17 protein-coding genes, 2 tRNA genes and 1 pseudogene are annotated in these 17,795 nt (G+C 52.3%); 16 read left to right on the forward strand and 4 right to left on the reverse strand.

The window, feature by feature from the left end; translation table 11 throughout:
• Positions 1-88 precede the first annotated feature (88 nt).
• The 3 genes from H5P27_RS01075 to cysK all read left to right on the forward strand — a co-directional run bounded on the left by H5P27_RS01075 (position 89) and on the right by cysK (position 3,900).
• Positions 89-1,504, forward strand: coding sequence for a cryptochrome/photolyase family protein (locus tag H5P27_RS01075; RefSeq protein ID WP_185658531.1), 1,416 nt, complete (start codon positions 89-91; stop codon positions 1,502-1,504).
• Positions 1,501-2,847, forward strand: a complete 1,347-nt coding sequence (locus H5P27_RS01080) for a TIGR01777 family oxidoreductase (RefSeq protein ID WP_185658532.1) — start codon at positions 1,501-1,503, stop codon at positions 2,845-2,847. Before H5P27_RS01075 ends, H5P27_RS01080 begins: the two co-directional genes overlap by 4 nt.
• Positions 2,848-2,943: 96 nt before the next feature.
• A complete protein-coding gene (cysK, locus tag H5P27_RS01085; protein WP_185658533.1) occupies positions 2,944-3,900 on the forward strand; it encodes a cysteine synthase A in 957 nt (318 codons plus the stop codon).
• Positions 3,901-3,946: 46 nt separating this feature from the next.
• Here the strand turns inward: cysK and H5P27_RS01090 are convergent, their stop codons facing one another.
• Positions 3,947-4,477, reverse strand: a complete 531-nt coding sequence (locus H5P27_RS01090) for a hypothetical protein (protein WP_185658534.1) — start codon at positions 4,475-4,477, stop codon at positions 3,947-3,949.
• A 272-nt stretch (positions 4,478-4,749) separates the two neighbouring features.
• Between H5P27_RS01090 and H5P27_RS20175 the strand changes: the two are divergent.
• The 13 genes and pseudogenes from H5P27_RS20175 to gatB form a co-directional block, all read left to right on the forward strand.
• Positions 4,750-4,917 (forward strand): annotated as a pseudogene (locus tag H5P27_RS20175) (double zinc ribbon domain-containing protein); the annotation flags it as partial.
• A 3-nt stretch (positions 4,918-4,920) separates the two neighbouring features.
• On the forward strand, positions 4,921-5,445 hold the full coding sequence (locus H5P27_RS01095; RefSeq protein ID WP_185658535.1) for a ComF family protein: 525 nt from the start codon (positions 4,921-4,923) through the stop codon (positions 5,443-5,445).
• Between the two features lie 46 nt (positions 5,446-5,491).
• Positions 5,492-6,352, forward strand: coding sequence for an acetyl-CoA carboxylase, carboxyltransferase subunit beta (gene accD / locus H5P27_RS01100; RefSeq protein WP_185658536.1), 861 nt, complete (start codon positions 5,492-5,494; stop codon positions 6,350-6,352).
• A gap of 60 nt (positions 6,353-6,412) precedes the next feature.
• Positions 6,413-7,717, forward strand: coding sequence for a bifunctional folylpolyglutamate synthase/dihydrofolate synthase (locus H5P27_RS01105; protein ID WP_185658537.1), 1,305 nt, complete (start codon positions 6,413-6,415; stop codon positions 7,715-7,717).
• 88 nt (positions 7,718-7,805) lie between these two features.
• A tRNA-Lys gene (locus H5P27_RS01110) sits at positions 7,806-7,881 on the forward strand.
• 46 nt (positions 7,882-7,927) lie between these two features.
• Positions 7,928-8,003, forward strand: a tRNA-Thr gene (locus H5P27_RS01115).
• A 185-nt stretch (positions 8,004-8,188) separates the two neighbouring features.
• Positions 8,189-8,383 carry a 50S ribosomal protein L35 gene (gene rpmI, locus H5P27_RS01120; RefSeq protein WP_185658538.1) on the forward strand — a complete coding sequence of 65 codons (195 nt, stop codon included), beginning with the start codon at positions 8,189-8,191 and terminating at the stop codon, positions 8,381-8,383.
• 89 nt (positions 8,384-8,472) lie between these two features.
• On the forward strand, positions 8,473-8,844 hold the full coding sequence (gene rplT / locus H5P27_RS01125) for a 50S ribosomal protein L20 (RefSeq protein ID WP_185658539.1): 372 nt from the start codon (positions 8,473-8,475) through the stop codon (positions 8,842-8,844).
• A gap of 174 nt (positions 8,845-9,018) precedes the next feature.
• The gene (gene pheS, locus H5P27_RS01130; RefSeq protein WP_185658540.1) at positions 9,019-10,059 is read left to right on the forward strand and encodes a phenylalanine--tRNA ligase subunit alpha; all 1,041 of its coding nucleotides are present in this window, start codon (positions 9,019-9,021) and stop codon (positions 10,057-10,059) included.
• 38 nt (positions 10,060-10,097) lie between these two features.
• Positions 10,098-12,536 (forward strand): phenylalanine--tRNA ligase subunit beta, encoded by a 2,439-nt coding sequence (gene pheT / locus H5P27_RS01135; protein ID WP_185658541.1) that lies wholly within the window; start codon positions 10,098-10,100, stop codon positions 12,534-12,536.
• A 12-nt stretch (positions 12,537-12,548) separates the two neighbouring features.
• Positions 12,549-12,839 carry an Asp-tRNA(Asn)/Glu-tRNA(Gln) amidotransferase subunit GatC gene (gene gatC, locus H5P27_RS01140; RefSeq protein ID WP_185658542.1) on the forward strand — a complete coding sequence of 97 codons (291 nt, stop codon included), beginning with the start codon at positions 12,549-12,551 and terminating at the stop codon, positions 12,837-12,839.
• Positions 12,840-12,876: 37 nt separating this feature from the next.
• Complete coding sequence (gene gatA / locus H5P27_RS01145) at positions 12,877-14,349, forward strand: Asp-tRNA(Asn)/Glu-tRNA(Gln) amidotransferase subunit GatA (protein WP_185658543.1); 1,473 nt, start codon at positions 12,877-12,879, stop codon at positions 14,347-14,349.
• A 7-nt stretch (positions 14,350-14,356) separates the two neighbouring features.
• Positions 14,357-15,805, forward strand: coding sequence for an Asp-tRNA(Asn)/Glu-tRNA(Gln) amidotransferase subunit GatB (gatB, locus tag H5P27_RS01150; RefSeq protein ID WP_185658544.1), 1,449 nt, complete (start codon positions 14,357-14,359; stop codon positions 15,803-15,805).
• A gap of 74 nt (positions 15,806-15,879) precedes the next feature.
• Here gatB and H5P27_RS01155 read toward each other — a convergent pair whose 3' ends face one another.
• The 3 genes from H5P27_RS01155 to H5P27_RS01165 all read right to left on the reverse strand — a co-directional run bounded on the left by H5P27_RS01155 (position 15,880) and on the right by H5P27_RS01165 (position 17,727).
• Positions 15,880-16,119, reverse strand: coding sequence for a hypothetical protein (locus tag H5P27_RS01155; protein WP_185658545.1), 240 nt, complete (start codon positions 16,117-16,119; stop codon positions 15,880-15,882).
• A 187-nt stretch (positions 16,120-16,306) separates the two neighbouring features.
• Positions 16,307-16,945 carry a hypothetical protein gene (locus H5P27_RS01160; RefSeq protein ID WP_221774561.1) on the reverse strand — a complete coding sequence of 213 codons (639 nt, stop codon included), beginning with the start codon at positions 16,943-16,945 and terminating at the stop codon, positions 16,307-16,309.
• Positions 16,946-17,034: 89 nt separating this feature from the next.
• Positions 17,035-17,727 (reverse strand): hypothetical protein, encoded by a 693-nt coding sequence (locus tag H5P27_RS01165; RefSeq protein WP_185658547.1) that lies wholly within the window; start codon positions 17,725-17,727, stop codon positions 17,035-17,037.
• Between the last annotated feature and the right edge of the window lie 68 nt (positions 17,728-17,795).

Consider the following 17,795-nt stretch of genomic DNA (forward strand, 5'->3'; position numbering starts at 1 on the left):
TTTGAACTAGTTCGTAAGTTGCTGAAAAACAAGGCGTTCAGGACGCTTCGTTCTTGTTCGCATCAATCGCTCCGGCATGCTGAGATTCATGCCTGAGCAAAACACTGTGATCGTCTGGTTCCGACAGGATCTCCGACTGTCTGACAACCCAGCTTTGCATGAAGCGGTAGAATCGGGAGGAGCGATCCTGCCGCTCTACATCTTGGATGATGAAGGGGAGGGGGATTGGCCTTTGGGAGGAGCTAGCCGCTGGTGGCTGCATCACTCGCTTGTTTCCTTGGACAGTGACCTCCGCAAAATTGGTTCGAAATTGACGCTGCTTAGAGGCGGTTCGAGCGAGACTTTGGCCAAATTGTGCGAGGCCGTCGGTGCCAAGTCAGTATTCTGGAATCGTCGCTACGAGCCGGAAATCATTGCCAGAGATACGAAAATCAAAAAGTCGCTCGCCGATAAGGGGCTCGAGGTGCGGAGCTTTAACGGCTCGCTGCTACAGTCGCCGCTGAAAGTGGAAAAGAAGAGCGGTGGTCCCTTCAAGGTATTCACTCCCTTTTGGAATCATCTCAAAACCCTGAAGATGAGAGAACCGCTGCCGGCACCTGGCAAACTGTCCGCTCCAAAAGACTGGCCGGATTCGGATGAACTCGATTCTTGGGAGCTTCTGCCGAAGCTCGATTGGGCGGGTGGGTTTTCGGACTATTGGACTCCAGGGGAAAATGCCGCCACTGATTCTCTCGACGAGTTTTTGAATGATCGCGTGAAGTCCTATGACGAAAATCGCGACAATCCCGCCATCGTGGGAGTGTCTAGAATGTCTCCGCACCTGCATTTTGGAGAGATTTCTCCGATCCAGATCTGGCATAAAGTCGATCGACGAACCGGCGATGCCTACGCTCGGCAAATTGCCTGGAGAGAGTTTGCGTTTCACCTGCTTTACCATTTCCCCGAAACGAGCGAGAAGGCGCTGCGTCCGGAGTTTGACCGATTTCCTTGGAAGGAAAACCAGGATTGGTTGAAAGCCTGGCAACAGGGCCGGACCGGCTACCCGATCGTAGATGCGGGGATGCGCGAGCTTTGGTCTACGGGCTGGATGCACAATCGGGTGCGTATGATCGCGGCTTCGTTTTTGGTGAAGCACCTCCTTCAGCCGTGGCATTCCGGAGCGGAATGGTTTTGGGATACCTTGGTCGACGCGGACCTGCCCAATAATTCGATGGGCTGGCAATGGGTTGCCGGCAGTGGGGCGGACGCGTCCCCGTATTTTCGTATTTTCAATCCAATCACCCAAGGCGAGCGCTTTGATGCCAAGGGCGAATATACGCGAAAATGGGTGCCGGAACTTGCGCGTTTGCCGGACAAGTATCTTTTCAAGCCATGGGAGGCTCCCGCCAACGTACTCGAGTATGCGGGTGTAGATTTAGGCGGTAATTATCCTCAACCGATCGTTTCCCATGCGGAGGGCCGAGCCGCGGCCCTCGAAGCCTACGCGAAACTAAAAGACGGATGAGATTTGAGAAACGGAGTGAAATGCCTGCCAGCTCTCAAGAGTTATTCGACTGGCATGCCCGGCCGGGGGCCTTTGAGCGACTGACTCCGCCGTGGCAAGGAGCAGAAATCATCAGTGAGGATCCTGGCTTCAGTGAGGGGAAAGAGGTCAAACTGAAGGTTTCGACCCCTATTGGGAAACGACCTTGGCTGGCTCGTCACACATCGTGCATCGCAGGAGAGGAGTTCACTGACGAGCAGATCGCAGGTCCATTCAAGTCCTGGAAGCATCGACATCAATTTCGATACATCGATGACCAGAAGAGCGAGTTGATCGACTCGATAGATTTTGAAATGCCGGTAGGCTCGCTCGGGGAGACGATTGCCAGACGCCAGTTGGAGAAGATGTTCGATTATCGGCATTGGGTTACCGCACGGGACTTGAGGCTGAAAGCGAGTCTGCCCAACTTTAAGCCGCTCAAGATCGCCATAACTGGAGGCAACGGCTTTTTGGGCGCTCAACTGTCCGCACTGCTCAAAACGCAAGGGCACGACGTTTCCGTGGTGACTCGAAGCAAAAGGCGGGACAGCGATATCCGCTGGGATCCTGCGAAAGGTGAGATCGAGTTGCCGCGTCTGGAGGGCTTGGATGCGGTGATCAATCTCGCGGGTGAGAACTTAACGTCCGGGCGTTGGAGCGATGAGCGAAAGAAGCGGATTTACAACAGTCGTATCGATGGGACCAAGCTTCTGGTGGATGCCTTTCTGCAGCTGGATGAGCCGCCCGAGGTTTTTCTGAGTGGCTCAGCCTCAGGTTACTACGGACATCATCCGGAGAAGGAATTTGATGAAACGTCTTCTGCGGGGGAGGGATTTTTGGCGGAAGTTTGCCAGGATTGGGAGGCTGCCGCACTGCGTGCTGAGTCCGCTCGCACGAGAGTTTGCCTGTTGCGCACCGGGATCGTTATCGATCCAAGGGGCGGAGCATTGCAGAAGATGCTGCCCGCTTTCCGCTTTGGTTTGGGAGGTCCGTTGGGAAATGGCGAACAGTGGTTCCCTTGGGTTTCAATTGAGGATTGGATTGGAGGAGTCGCTTGGCTGCTTTTCGCCCAGAAGGCGAAGGGGCCAGTCAATCTGGTTTCTCCGCAAGCTCTCCAACAGAAGGAATTCGCCAAGGAGCTTGGTTCTGCGTTGAGCCGGCCCGCCGTTTTTCCAGCTCCCAAGGTGGCTCTTCGACTGGCTCTAGGTGAGATGGCTGACGAGGCTTTGCTCGCTAGCGCTAAGGTTCAGCCTAAGGCTTTGGAACGCTTGGACTACGATTTCGCGACTCCGCGACTCTCGGATTTGCTTTCCCGCATTCTCTAATGCTATGCGATCGACGAATTAGTTCACCGTGCTAAGATCGCTCTGTTTTCGACTAAACTTGACTAAGATAAGTAAGTAACCAAAGTTAACCCCATTATGGCAAAGTCATTCTCTGATATCACAGCCGCCATCGGCAACACACCCCTGATCAAACTCAATCGTTTGACTGAAGGCCTAGCGGCAGACGTTTACGTTAAGTGCGAGTTCTTCAACCCGCTTTCCAGCGTTAAAGATCGTATCGGCAAGGCGATGATCGAAGCGGCGGAAAAAGAAGGAAAGCTCGGCGAAGGATCGATCATCATCGAGCCTACCTCCGGAAACACTGGCATCGCCCTGGCTTTTATCGCCGCAGCCCGCGGCTACCGCCTCATCCTTACCATGCCGGAAACCATGTCCATGGAACGCCGCGTCTTGCTCAAGATGCTCGGAGCGGAGCTTGTTTTGACTCCTGGCCCGAAGGGCATGCCCGGCGCAATCGCTCGCGCCACCGAATTGGTTGAGGAGTACGGCGAAAAGGCATTCATGCCCCAGCAGTTCGAAAACCCTGCGAATCCCGAAGTACACCGCCAAACCACTGCGGAAGAAATTTGGGAAGCAACTGAAGGCAAGATCGACGCTTTCGTGGCAGGCGTTGGAACCGGCGGAACTATCACCGGCGTGTCTGAGGTGATCAAGAGCCGCAAGGCGATCACTACCGTAGCGGTTGAGCCTGCTGCTAGCCCTGTCATTTCCGGAGGTCAGCCTGGTCCGCACAAGATCCAAGGTATCGGAGCCGGCTTCATCCCGAAGAATTGCAACAAGGACATCATCGACGACGTAATCAAAGTCGAAAACGACGATGCGTTCCAGACTGCTCAGGACATGGCCCTGAAGGAAGGTATCAGCTGTGGTATCTCATCGGGAGCAAACGTTTGGGCCGCTCTTCAGTTGGCGAAGCGTCCCGAGATGGCCGGCAAGATGATCGTCACCGTCGCCTGCAGTGCGGGTGAACGCTACATCTCCACGCCGCTCGGCGAAAAGGCCCGCAACGAAGCGGCCGCGGCGACTGCCTAATATTTTCAACAAAAGAGCGGACATCGGGTCCGCTCTTTTTTTGTGCCTAACTTCTGCGTTTTCTTTTCCAGGCTATTAGGCCTGCGATCAGAGCGAATGCAGTGAAATGTGAGGGGCCAGAATCGGGTACTTGCGACGTCTCGATTGGGCCAACGGAAAAAATAGCTGCGTAAGGATCTCCTTCGACTGGGTAGATGTAGGTGTTGTCAGACAGAACTGCCCGTGCACTGGAGAGGGTCCGGTCAGTCACGGCATCTGCGAAGTAGATTTCCCAAACGTCGAAGTTCTCATAGTTCGCGGAATCGGATATTGGGAATGTGGTGAATAGGCTTACTTCCAATCGCTCTGCGCTCTCGAAAGCGGAGAATTGCACCGCTCCTATCCAAACTCCAAGCTCATCGTAGAAAGTGTGGCTCGTCGCCGCGTTTCTTGTTTCTCCAAAGGGTAGTGCCTCTGAACTCCACCCAACGATTGCCCTATTGAAGTTGTCTTCTTCGAGAAACTCGATCGTCAAGGCGGGGCTTGATGTAGTGATTATACAAACTAGGGCGAGGAGGGGCAAAATGGGTGCTTTCATGATTAGGGTATGGTTATCTGAAGGGCTCTGACTTCCCAGTTTCGTCCCATCTCAACGGGTTGTAAAGTGGGTGAAAGCCTCAACCCATATGTTCAGGGCAAGAGCCAGCTATCGGTCAGCCTTTCCTGTACTTCCTGGGAGGAGTCTCACGCAAGGGACTGAAATTCTCTACCGGGCGAGTTGATTTTCGAGCTGGCTTCCTCTGTTATGGAGGGAGCCAGCTTTTTGTTTTGAAACTACACCTTTCGATTAGTCGTCCGCTAGATTCCTTCTTGGAAACCGTATTTCCAAGTCAGTGTGTGGGTTGCGGAGGAGTGGTGGACTCGTCGAGTTTTTCTAGCGTCTGCGAGGATTGCTCGAATCGGTTTCAGTTGATCGAGGAGCCCAAATGTTTGACTTGCGGCTTTCCGTTTTATGGAGAAGCGGAATCGCGAACGCATTGCATGCATTGTGAGCATTTGACTCCTGAGTTTGGCCAAGGCTGGTCGATCGCTTTGTTTCGAGGACCCTTGCGGGAGCTCATCTACGCTCTTAAATACAAAGACGGATTCTGGGCCCTGAGGGATATTCGAGTCCTAGCGAAATCCGCTACCGGATTGGAGGAGTATATCGGAGAGGCATCTTTGGTGCCGGTGCCTTTGCATCCGAGGAAGCAACGCGAGAGGGGGTACAACCAGAGCCAACTGCTTGTAAAAGAGCTCGTCTCACTCTTTCCCAGATCCCGACAGAGCGATTTGTTGGAACGCTCGGTCGACACGGTTTCGCAAACTCAATTCGATCGGAAACAGAGAATTCGTAACCTCAAAAATGCCTTTTCTTTGTGCCGAAACCGTGCCATAGACCCCGCCCAACGCTATATTATCGTCGACGATGTCTTTACCACAGGTTCCACTGTCAATGCTTGCTCAGCCGTTTTGCGGAGAGCGGGAGCTCGTGCGGTAGACGTTTTGACAATCGGGCACGGTTAGACCGTAAGGCCTCTGTACCAAGAATTTAAACAACAGCTCAATCAACATGGCGCTTTTCCAAAAACCGAAGTACTCGACCGTAATCGTTAAGAAGAAGGACATCCCACAGGGTATGTGGAAGAAATGTCCTGCATCGGGCGAGATCATCTACAATAAGGAATTGGAGCAAAACCAAAACGTGGTAGCGAAGAGTGGCTATCATTTCCCGATTACCGCCCGCAAGCGGATTGGGCACCTTTTGGATGAGGGAAGCTTTTCCGAGCTCGATAAGGATTTAGTGGCGGGGGACCCGCTCAAGTTCGTTGATTCGCAGAGTTATCCGGAACGAATTGCGCGGAGTCAGAAAAAGACGGGAGAGAGCGATTCGATCGTCAGTGGCAAGGGGACGATTCATGGTATTCCGGTATCAATCGCGGTTTTCGATTTCCAGTTCGCGGGCGGTTCTTTGGGATCGGTTGCCGGTGAAAAGATTACCCGTGCGATTGAGTTGGCCATCGAGGAGAAGATTCCTTGTATAGTAATCTCCGCCTCGGGTGGAGCTCGCATGCAGGAAGGCATTCTAAGCCTGATGCAAATGGCTAAGACGAGCGCGGCGCTCGGTCGACTTTCGGAGGCCGGTCTTCCGTTTATCTCAGTGCTCACAGACCCAACTGCTGGTGGGGTAACTGCTAGTTTCGCGACTTTGGGGGATGTGATAATTGCTGAGCCCGGAGCTCGTATTTGTTTCGCTGGAGCTCGCGTGATCAAGGAAACGACCAATGAAGAGCTTCCCGAAGGTTTCCAATCTGCAGAGTTTCTTTTCCAGCGCGGTTTGATCGACCAGATCGTACCCCGCACTGAAATGCGTGACCGCTTACGGGACATTTTGGCGGCTCTCTATACCAAGAAGGAACCAGTCACCTCGTAGTGCTCGCAGGTACGCGTCAGCGACGACTTGTTCGGTTTTCGGCAGAGCAACCGACTTTTTATGCCAGAGTTAAGCTCTTACCAGGTTGCTCGCGATTGGCTGTATTCGCTTAAGAATCGAGGTTCTAAATACGGCATCGACCGTATGATCCGTTTCGCGGAGGAGCTCGGTCATCCTGAGCGTTCCTTCCCTGTGATCCATGTGGCGGGGACAAATGGCAAAGGCTCGACCTGCGCCATGCTGGAGCGTGTGTTTCGGGATCATGGTTACCGAGTTGGCTTATCGACTTCGCCTCATCTGGTAAGGCAGGGGGAGCGAATTCAGGTGGATCGCAAGATTCTCGAGGAATCCGAAATCCTCGCTTATGTGCGGGAATTGGCACCCCTGGCTGCTCGCATCGCGGAAGAGGATCCAGAGCTTCACCCGAGTTTCTTTGAGTTCATGACCGCCATGGCCTTCCTCCATTTCGCTCGAAGCGAGGTGGATATCGCGGTGGTTGAAGTTGGACTGGGGGGAAGGCTTGATGCGACCAATGTAGTCCTCCCTGAAGTGAGCGTGATTACCTCTATCGCGTTGGATCATTGCGAAATCCTTGGCGATACGCTTGCTAAGATCGCTTCTGAGAAGGCGGGAATCGTAAAGCCGGGCGTGCCAGTTGTGGCGGGTCTGTTGCCCGAGGAGGCGATGAGTGAGGTGGAGCGAATCTGTTCAGAAAGGGGGGCACCGCTGGTTCGCGTTGAGGACCGTTACGGTCGCGATATTTTTCAGTATCCGGAAACCAACCTGTCGGGCGACTATCAGCGAATCAACGCGGCCCTGGCGTGTTGCGTCATGGAGGTCCTGGATGGTTCTTGGAAGTTGGAGGCTAGCAAGATAACTGAGAGTTTACGGAAGGTTGCTTGGCCGGGGCGTTGGGAAGAGCGTCAGCTTTCGGGACGTAAGATCGTTTTTGACGTTTCTCATAACTCGGAAGGGGCTACGTGGCTGGAGAAGAGTTTGGCCGACTTGGTGCGGCGCTCTGGAGGAGCTCGACCTGATGTCGTGATGGGGGTGATGGGCGCTTATCGTGCCGCTGCCTTGGTCCCTGTCGCGGCTAAATGGGCTGATAGCCTGACGTTTGTCATGCCTGAGCAGGATCGAGCTTGTCGTTTCGAGGAGTTAGAGGCCCTAGTCCCGGCTGGGTTCGCTGGCCCGATCAGAGAGGCCTCCATCAGCGAGTTGTTTCCCGCCAAAGGCGTCTGTACCCTTGATTTCAAGACAGACCGGCCGCTGGTAGTGTCTGGCTCTATTTATCTGATCGGAGAGGTTTGGGATCGGTTTTACGAGGAAAGCCCCTTGGGGCAGGGGCGCTTACAGGATTTTTGAGGATTTCTTCAGAGGGAAAAGCCAGTTTTTTCCAAAACAGAGTTGACAGATGGTCCTTAAATTAGATTTTCGGGGCCTTCCATTTGACGCCTCTCTAGCTCAATCGGTAGAGCAGTTGACTCTTAATCAATTGGTTCGGGGTTCGAGTCCCCGGGGGGGTACCAAATTTCACAATCGGATTTGGTCTTAAGTCAAAGGTCACTTTTTGTTGCCGGTGTAGCTCAATTGGTAGAGCAACTGATTTGTAATCAGTAGGTTGCGGGTTCGAGTCCCATCACCGGCTCCATTTAATTCTGGAAAACGCGGCAGTTCATTTGCCGCGTTTTTTGTGTCCAGCCAGAGTGAATAGGCCCGTTTTCGGAGCCCGCTGTTTCAGTTGTCCAAAACTCTCTTTCGAAAAGCAAAATAAGCTAAGCTTTCCCCTTTACACGAGGGGCGATTTGTATCTTTGTCATCGATTCCTTCAAAGTCATGCAAAAGACCAAGAAATCTATCGCAAAACGCTTCAAGCTCACTGGTAACGGTAAGCTCCGTCGTCGTTCGCCTGGCCAACGTCACCACTTGCACCAGAAGAGCACGAAGCAGAAGCGCAACCTCAACAAGGATAAGTCCGTTTCCGATGGACGCCAGGCCGACCTCATGCGCGGCTTGCCCCACGGTCTCTAATTAGTCCCTGTTACGACGAGAATTATTTCGATCAGGTAAATTGTATTCAAGGCGACCTGACGAAATCCAATACTAGAAAGTAAGACAACATGCCTAGAGCAACAAACGCACCCGCATACACCAAGCGTCGCAAGAAGATGCTGAAGCAGGCCAAGGGCCACTTCGGTAACAAGTCACGCTTGTTCCGCTATGCTAAGGAGTCCGTAGCCCACGCGCTACAGTACGCCTACCGTGACCGCCGCGCTAAGAAGCGTACTTGGCGCGCACTCTGGATCGTACGTATCAACGCCGCTTGCCGCGCTGAAGATATGAGCTACAGCCGATTTACCGAAGGCCTCAAGGCTGCGGAAATCGTTCTCGATCGTAAGATCCTCGCCGACATCGCTGTCAATGATCCTATCGCATTCAAGGGATTGGTCGAAAAGGCCAAGGAAGCCCTGAAGGCGAAGGCTGCAGCGTAAGGCCCGAAGCGAAAGCGTTTTTCCGAAGCTCGCAAAAAGAGCTCGGACATCACAATTTTCCTTTCACTAGAAGGAGTTCGAGTATCTGCTCGGACTCCTTTTTTTATTTCCATTTCCAGACCACTTCGAGGCCCGATCTAGGATTGCCTCCCAAAATATCAAACCTCCCTTCCCATGGAAGACGAACTCAAGAATATCGTAGAATCCGCCCAGCAAAAGGTGGCCGCTGTAACGAGCCGTGCCAACTTCGAATCGGTAAAGGCAGAAATCACGGGCCCAAATGGGGCTTTGACCAAAGTGATGAAAGGGATGGGAGCAGTGCCCAAGGAGGATCGTCCTACTTTCGGCAAGCTGATCAACCAGGCGAAAACCAAAATCCAAGGTTTCTACGACGAGGCTTTGGCTGGAATCGAGCAGGCGGAGCTCGCTGCTCGTATCGGGCCTGCTATCGACCCATCATTACCCTCACCCAATGCGGCTCTGGGCAGCCAACATCCGTTGACCAAGGTCCGCGAAGAGATCTGCAGCATCTTTAAGCAAATCGGTTTTACTGTGACCGAAGGCACGGAAGTGGAAACTGAATACTTCTGCTTCGACGCCTTGAACACTCCCGCAGACCATCCTGCTCGCGACCTGCAAGACACCTTTTATCTGCCAAACGATGCCCAATTCGGCAACGTATCCAAAAAGGCGGACGAACGCTATTTGCTGCGTACGCATACTTCTTCAGTGCAGATCCGTACCATGCTGAAGGAAAAGCCGCCGTTGCGAATCATTTCGCCAGGTCGCTGTTTCCGTCGCGATACGGTTGACGCCACTCACAGCGCGAACTTCCATCAGATAGAAGGTCTCTTCATCGATGAAGACGTAACGGTTCGAGACCTGAAAGCGATTCTTGACTACTTCTTCGAGCGATTGCTGGGGAAGGGGACCAAGACGCGATTCCGTCCCCACTTTTTCCCGTACACAGAACCCAGTTTCGAAGTCGACTTTTCTTCCAGCCATCTCGCCAAGCTAGGTAGTGATTGGGTGGAGATCGCTGGTTGTGGAATGGTCGAGCCTGCCGTTTTGGATTCGGTTGGAATCGATCAAGAAAAATACTCCGGCTTCGCTTTCGGTATGGGGATCGAACGCATCGCAATGATCCTGTACGGAATCGATGATATCCGTTACTTCTACCAAAACGACGCCCGATTCCTCTCCCAGTTCGCTTAAGAACTCCAGTATCCAAAAATTCAAAACTTTATTCTACTGTGAAAGTATCACTCAAATGGCTTAAGCGTTACGTAGACCTCGACGAGACTCCAGAAGAGCTCGCAGCGTCGTTGACTCTCCTCGGTTTCGAGGTGGACGACATGGAAACCACTGGAGTCCCTCAACTCGAAAACGTAGTAGTGGGCGAAGTGCTGCAGCGTGACCAGCATCCCGACGCTGACAAGCTCGGCGTTTGCCGTGTGGACTGCGGCCCTGAAGCGGGCGAAAAGTCGATCGTGTGTGGAGCCAGCAACTACAAGGTTGGAGATCGCGTAGTTGTTGCGTTGCCGGGCGCTGAATTACCAGGCGGTTTCAAGATCAAGCCCTCTAAGCTCCGTGGTGTTCCCTCCGACGGCATGATGTGTGGAGCGAGTGAGATCGGAGCTGGAAATGACAATTCTGGATTACTCATCCTAGAAGATCGCCCGGAAACCGGAACTCCAATCAATAAGGTGCTAACCGACAGCGACACAGTATTCAATTTAGAGGTAACTCCAAATCGTCCGGATTGCCTTTCGCATATCGGTATTGCACGTGAACTCGCTGCTTGGTATCGTCGAGATATAAAGTATCCAGAGGTTAACGACATCCCTGCGGAATCGGACCGAGTCTCCGGAGCGGATGTTTTCCAAGGTGTCGAAGTTTCCGCCGAAGAGGATTGCCCGCTCTATCTGGCTAGCGTGATCAAAGGTGTAAAGATTGGCCCTAGCCCGAAATGGCTGCAAGAGGCTCTTTCTTCGATTGGCCTTCGCCCGATTAACAATGTCGTAGACGTAACCAATTTCGTTCTACACGAATGTGGCAACCCGATGCATGCTTTCGACGCTCGCGATATCGCGGGTGGGAAGATCATAGTCCGCAACGCAGGCGAGGGTGAGGCAATGACTACATTGGATGGCGAAGAGCGAAAGCTCTCCAGCCGGATGCTTGTTATTTCCGATGAGGAAAAGGCTTTGGCTGTGGCTGGCGTTATGGGAGGGCAGAATTCCGAAGTGAAAAATGATACAACCGATCTGGTGCTAGAAGTCGCTTACTTCCGCCCAAGCACGATCCGTTGGGTATCCAAAAAGTTGGCACTCTCTACTGATAGCTCCTATCGCTTTGAGCGTGGAGTCGATCCGCTATCTCTCCGGTATGCTTCAGAACGCGCTATTTCCCTCATCTTGGAAACGGCAGGTGGCAAGCTTTGCACCAATGGCGTCAAAGTCGGAACCGAACCTGTTTCGGAAACAGAAATCAAAATCACGCCGGAGTGGGTACGCAAAAAGAGCGGCTTTGATATTAGCAATGAAGAGATCCGCGAGGCTTGGGAACTGCTAGATATGAAAGTATCGGTCGATAGCGAAGGTGAGTGGACTGTATCTGTTCCTAGCTATCGCGGCGACTTGTTCCGTCCGGTAGACCTTCTTGAGGAAGTTCTCCGAATCTACGGAACTGATAAGATTCCGGGGGGTGCAGTAAGAGCGACTGCCACGACTGCGAGCGACAGCCCGATCACTCAGTTCAATCGTAAATGCTCGTCATACTTAATTGGTCAAAACTTCGCTGAAACGGTAACATATACTTTGCGGTCTGCGGAAGAGCAGCGCCGCTGGGCGGGGCATGTTTCGGCCGAAGAATTGGCGTTGCTAAATCCGATTAGCGAGGATCAAACCCAATTGCGTCACAGCTTGCTTCCGGGCATGTTGGAGGTTCTTCATTTGAACCAGTCTCGCAAGACTGGCGCGAACCGTTTCTTCGAAACAGGCCGCGTTTTCCGCGAGCTCAATGGTAAGATCGTTGAGATGGTTGCGGTCGCATTTTTAGAATGCAACGCCGGTACGGAACGGACTTGGAAAGAAAAGTCCTACGACGATTTCTATGCAGCAAAAGAGCGAGTCAAGACGCTCGCGTCTTACGCAGGGATCGATCTGGGGAAATTCAAGATTCGCGAAGTGAGCGAAAATGAAGGTGCTTGGCAGGAAGGGCACAGTGCAGCCTACGAAGAGCCGAAGGCCGGCTTTTTCGTTCGCGTCGGATTGATGAGCCTTCCTCGTATCAAGGAAATGGATATTCAAGGAGAAGTCTTTGGAGGTATATTCTGTTATCTTCCCGAGAGACTTCGCGAGCCAAAGCGAATCAAGTTCAAGCCGTTTAGCTTGTTCCCGGCTTCCAGTCGTGACTTGGCGATCGTAGTCGACCAAAGCGAGCCGGCGGAAGAAGTTGTACGTACCTTGAACAAAATCGCTTCTAAGGCGGCAAAGGGCTTCGAAGTGGAGAACGTATCTGCGTTTGATATTTACGAAGGGACAGGAGTTCCTGAAGGCAAAAAGAGTATCGCGATATCTATGAGCTTCCGCGCTCTCGACCGTACGCTCAAGGACAAGGAAGTGAACAAGGCTTTCGAAACAATCCAGAGCAATGTTCGCGAGAAATCTCCCTACAGCATACGCGATTAATCAACTAGAGATATGTCTGAGAAAACGCACATCGATATCGACTACACTGCCAAACTAGCACGTATCAATTTGACGGATGCGGAGAAGGAAAAACTTTCTCAGCAGCTGGACTCGATAATTGGATACGTAGAAAAGCTCGAGGAACTGGATACTGAGGGGGTTGAACCTACGGCTCACCCTTACCCGGTTTACAATGTCTGGCAGGAAGACGAAGTGAAGGGAGAGCTCCCAGTTGAGGAAGCTCTCAAGAATGCGCCAGCCCAGAGGGAGAACATGATTGTTGTTCCTAAGGTGGTGGATTGATCGCCAACAAGCCTAGTTACAAAACAGAGAACTTACGGTGTCTGAAGAATTGCATTACAAGTCGGCTAGCGAGTTATCGCAGATGCTCGCCAACAAAGAATTGTCGTCGGTTGAGTTGACGAAGGCCACCATTGCCCGTGTCAAGGCAGTGGAGGAAAAGGTCGGAGCGTTCAACTCCTTTGACGAGTCTGACGCTCTGGCTCAAGCGGAGGCGTCCGATGCTAGGCGCTCTGCGGGAAAGAGCTTCGGACCGCTCGACGGTATTCCGGTAGGGATAAAGGACAATCTGGCGGTTAATGGGCAGCCTTTGACCTGCTCGAGTAAGATGCTTGAGAACTTTGTTTCTCCTTACGATGCGACCTGTATCGAGAAATTGAAGTCGCAAGGCGCCGTTTTGTGGGGACGTCTAAACCTCGACGAATATGCGATGGGTTCTTCCACCGAGAATTCGGCTTTTAAGACAACTTCGAATCCTTGGGATTTGGAACGAATTCCGGGTGGAAGCTCGGGAGGATCGGCAGCCGCGATCGCTGCGGGGCAGGCTGTCTTGGCTCTCGGCAGTGACACAGGAGGCTCTATTCGCCAGCCGGCTTCCCACTGTGGAATCGTAGGCGTGAAGCCCACGTATGGCAGTGTATCACGCTACGGACTCGCTGCATTTGCTTCCTCCTTGGACCAAGTCGGCCCCATGGCTCGAAGCGTGAAAGACGCCGCGATGCTGTTGCAGGCTATTTCAGGCCATGACGAACGGGACTCCACTTCCTACCGTTTCGAGCAACCGGATCTCTTGGCCGCAATTGAGTCTAACTCGGGACGGAAGTGGACACTGGGTTTGCCGAAGGAGTATTTTGCGAATGCGGAGAATACGCCGGCCATGGAACCGATCCTCAAAGCGATTGACTTCTACCGGAGTCTTGGTTGCGAGATCAAGGAAGTCTCTTTGCCGCACACTGACTATGCAGTGGCGACCTACTACATCGTGGCGACTGCGGAAGCGTCCTCTAATCTCGCTCGCTACGATGGTATCCGTTACACGCATCGGGCTGAGAAATTTGACGCTAAGGACTCGGTCGATATCTACTGTCAATCGCGAGCCGAAGGATTCGGTGAAGAAGTTAAACGCCGAATCATTCTCGGCACCTACGTTCTCAGCAGCGGTTACTATGATGCCTACTACCTGAAGGCTCAGAAGGTGCGCACGCTGATTCGTCGGGATTTCGAAAACGCATTTAAGGAGGTCGACGCTTTGCTGACTCCGACTTCTCCATCTCCTGCTTTCAAGAAGGGCGAGAAGGCCAGCGATCCGCTTTCGATGTATTTGAGTGACATATACACGATCTCGGCGAATTTGGCGGGCATTCCAGGAATGTCATTACCATGCGGATACAGCGATGGGTTGCCGGTCGGTCTGCAGATCCTAGGTAAGCCTTTCAAGGAAGACGAAATGCTTTCGATCGCGAACCAGTTCGAAGCGGCGCACGATTTCAAGGATCAACACCCCAGCCTTTAAGTTTCACATGGAATACGAAGCAGTAATCGGTCTCGAAGTACACGTACAGATAAAGGCCAAATCCAAGATCTTCTCTCGAGTCCAAGCAGGATACGGACATGAGCCTAACAAACTTGTCGACCCGGTTGTGATGGGCCTGCCAGGAGCTTTGCCCGTCATGAACAAAGCGGCGCTCGACGGTATCATCAAGGCTGGCTTGGCGTTGAATTGCACGATTCCCGAAACGTGTAAGTGGGACCGAAAGAACTATTTTTATCCCGATAGTCCCAACAACTATCAGATAACCCAATACGATCAACCGATCTGCGATGGAGGTTATGTGGAAATCGAGCTTCCTGGAGAAACGCGGGCCGTCATGGGCGAGCACAAAAAAATCAAGCTCACCCGTATCCACCTCGAAAACGATGTTGGTAAGCTAAACCATTTTTCCGAAGACAGTTTAGTTGATTACAACCGAGCCTTCACGTCTCTGATGGAAATCGTCAGTGAGCCAGATATGAGTTCAGGCGAGGAAGCCTTCGCGTTCCTGACCGCAATTCGTCAGACCATGATCTATTGCGGCATCTCTGATTGCGATATGGAGAAGGGGCAGATGCGTGCCGACGCCAACATCTCGGTACGGCCCGTGGGGCAAAAGGAGCTGGGTCAGAAAATCGAACTCAAGAACTTGAACAGTATTACCGGGGTCAAAAATGGCATCGAGTACGAAATCAAACGCCAGACACGTGAGCTGAAAAAGGGCAACGCCATCAAGCAAGCTACTTGGCGTTGGAATGCGGATCTGAACCAGACGGAGATGATGCGAGAGAAGGAGGATGCTCATGACTATCGCTATTTCCCTGATCCGGATCTGATGCCGGTGAAGATTGACGACGAATGGAAAAGCCGGCTTCAGTCGGAAATCCCTGAATTGCCGTGGGACAAGCAGCGTCGTTTTATGGAAGAGTACGGGCTGCCGTATTCTATCACTGCCGTTTTGGTACCCGATCGCGCTTTGAGCGAATGGTTCGAAGCCGCAGCCAAGCAGGCTCCTAAGCTGGCGCAGGCTATTGGGAATTTGGTGGCCAACGACCTATTGCGGGAATTGAGCGAAACTGGTGAGTCTTTGGCGGATTGTAAGATCACCCCGGATTCCTTGCTCGGCTTGGTGCAGGTGGTAGAGAAGGGGACCATTCCCAAGAACGTGGCCAACAAAGATGTTTTCCCAGAGATGTTCAAGACTGGGGAAACGGCGGAGCAGGTAATCGAGAGGAAGGGATTGAAACCAGATTTTGATGAAGGTCAGGTTCGGGTCTGGTGCCAAGAGGCTATCGACGAGAACCCGAAGCCGGTCCAGAATTACAAGGACGGTAATGAAAAGGCCCTCAACGCATTGCTAGGCCCTGTTATGAAAAAGAGTCGTGGCAAAGCTAATCCGCAGTTGGTTAACAAACTGATCCGCGAGTTGATTTCCTAACTGCTTTAACTGTGAGAAAAGCAAAGCCAACCACTGTGAGGTGGTTGGCTTGAGGCATTTTGCTAGGTTGAATTCTAGCTATGCTTGGAATTTTGATGTCTGGCAGTAATCAACAGGGCCAAGGTTGCGGCGCCGATTAAACTATAGAACGATGGAGAGAAGTCGGCAACTGGACTGAGGGAAGCTTCTGATTCGGAAGCTTGGATCAGGGCAGTCGCTTCGCTTTTGACTGTCCTCAGCTCGTTGTTCGAGATTTCAGCGCAAACAACAGATGCTGTGATGAAACAGACGGTTGTTGCGAGGAGTGGTTTCATAAGCGGTTGACTGACTATACCCAGAACAACCGGAGTTTACCGTTTTTTCAATTTAAAGGGGCGAGCCAGGCAGACAACCCGACGGATGCCTAGAAGATATTCATCCATACCCCTACGACTACCGAGGCGATTCTACTCGAGGCGAAGGATTTCGATGGCTATGACCAGCGTTCAGGCGTTTTGACGTTCAGGGAATCAGCGTCATTTCGCTGATTAGGCGGTCTACACGGATCCAGTTTTGATCGACGTCGTCTTTTTCTCCGACTGCGGTAATCACCAGTAGTTTGCCTTCGATGAAACTGAAGATTTCTCGTCGCTTGAGGATTCGTCCCCCGGATTTTATTTCGTAGGCTATCTGCCGAAAGGTTTTGCCGAAAACATAGGGCGTGATCAACGTCTCAGCGTTTGAATTATCCAAGGTAATCGTTAGCAGAGGGTTGCTTTTCTCGAGACCTAGTTTGTAGGCATTCCAGTCCTCTTCACTTAGACTCTCCAAAAAATGATTTGGTTCGAAGCAGGATAATCCAATTAACACTCCAGGAATGAACTCTCCGCTCATTTGGCCCGAGTAGCGTGGTGAAGAGCTAGGGCTGACGTTGAGCCCGTAGGTTCTGGCGAGATGTATTTTTAGATCAGAAATCTGTAGAGAAAGTATGGATACGAGGATGCCGTCGAATTCACTCTTGATAGATTTTGATTCAATCGGAGGTTGAGGCTTTTCTGGCCACTGGATCGTTTTTGCCTCCAGAGTGATAGACGCTCTAAGACCTGAAGGTGAATGTATCGAAATTATGTAACAAACGCATATCCAGAGAAACGCTGCCACCACGGGGCTTCTTTCAGTCCCGGAGTATCGGCCCCCCGCAGGGACGGAAATCAGCGAATCAGCCGGACTCGCTTTTGAAGCGGCTTTAGTTATGGCGAAACGCTCCACGGTAAGGATGCTATTGCTGCTTCGTATTGCGATTGGGTAAGGTTCTTGTAGTTTATTCTACGGTACGTTCGGATGAGCGGCGTTCCTGGCGGGAAGGTGCCGTTCATAAACTGTTCGCTGAAGCCCCAGTTTCGGCTGGGTGGAGCGTAGTAGTCTATTCTCCATAAACTGTCGTCTACTTCACTTTCGTAGAGGCAAACGAGGGCTCCTCGGATGTAAAGGTCTCGTCCTCCCCATCCCTCCAGCATACGGGGAAAATTGTGCACTCCGCCGCTACTCGCTCCATTGTTTGCGGCATTGGAGGGAATAATTCCCGAAACGATGGCGGCTGCGATTTCCGTTGATGCAGCTTTGGGTTTCTTGCTGGTATCCGAATCGTCCCAATCTTCGGATAAAATAGTAACGCTATCTCCATAGAGCGCGACCGGAACCTCGCCGTACTCAGGGACTACGGTACTGTTGTTAGCCGTGTTGGATTTATGCATGGTTCCATCGGCGTTGAAATGGCCGAGAACGTAGAGAGCGTTGTTGGTGGCGAAGCTCATGCCCGGATCGGCTCCGAGGCTCGGGATCCCTTGCCCCGTTTTGTCTGTTTCTCCACCCCAGAGACGAACGCCGGAGTAGTGAAGTCTCGCTTTGTCGGTAGGATCGGAAGAGCTAGTTTTAGTTTCCAAGTATACTACGCCGTTCCAGCGGGCTGCAGGATCGTAGGCTGCATCATACCATTCGGTAGTATCCTTAT

The sequence above is a fragment of the Pelagicoccus albus genome, assembly GCF_014230145.1.
GTDB classification, from domain to species: Bacteria; Verrucomicrobiota; Verrucomicrobiia; order Opitutales; family Opitutaceae; genus Pelagicoccus; species Pelagicoccus albus.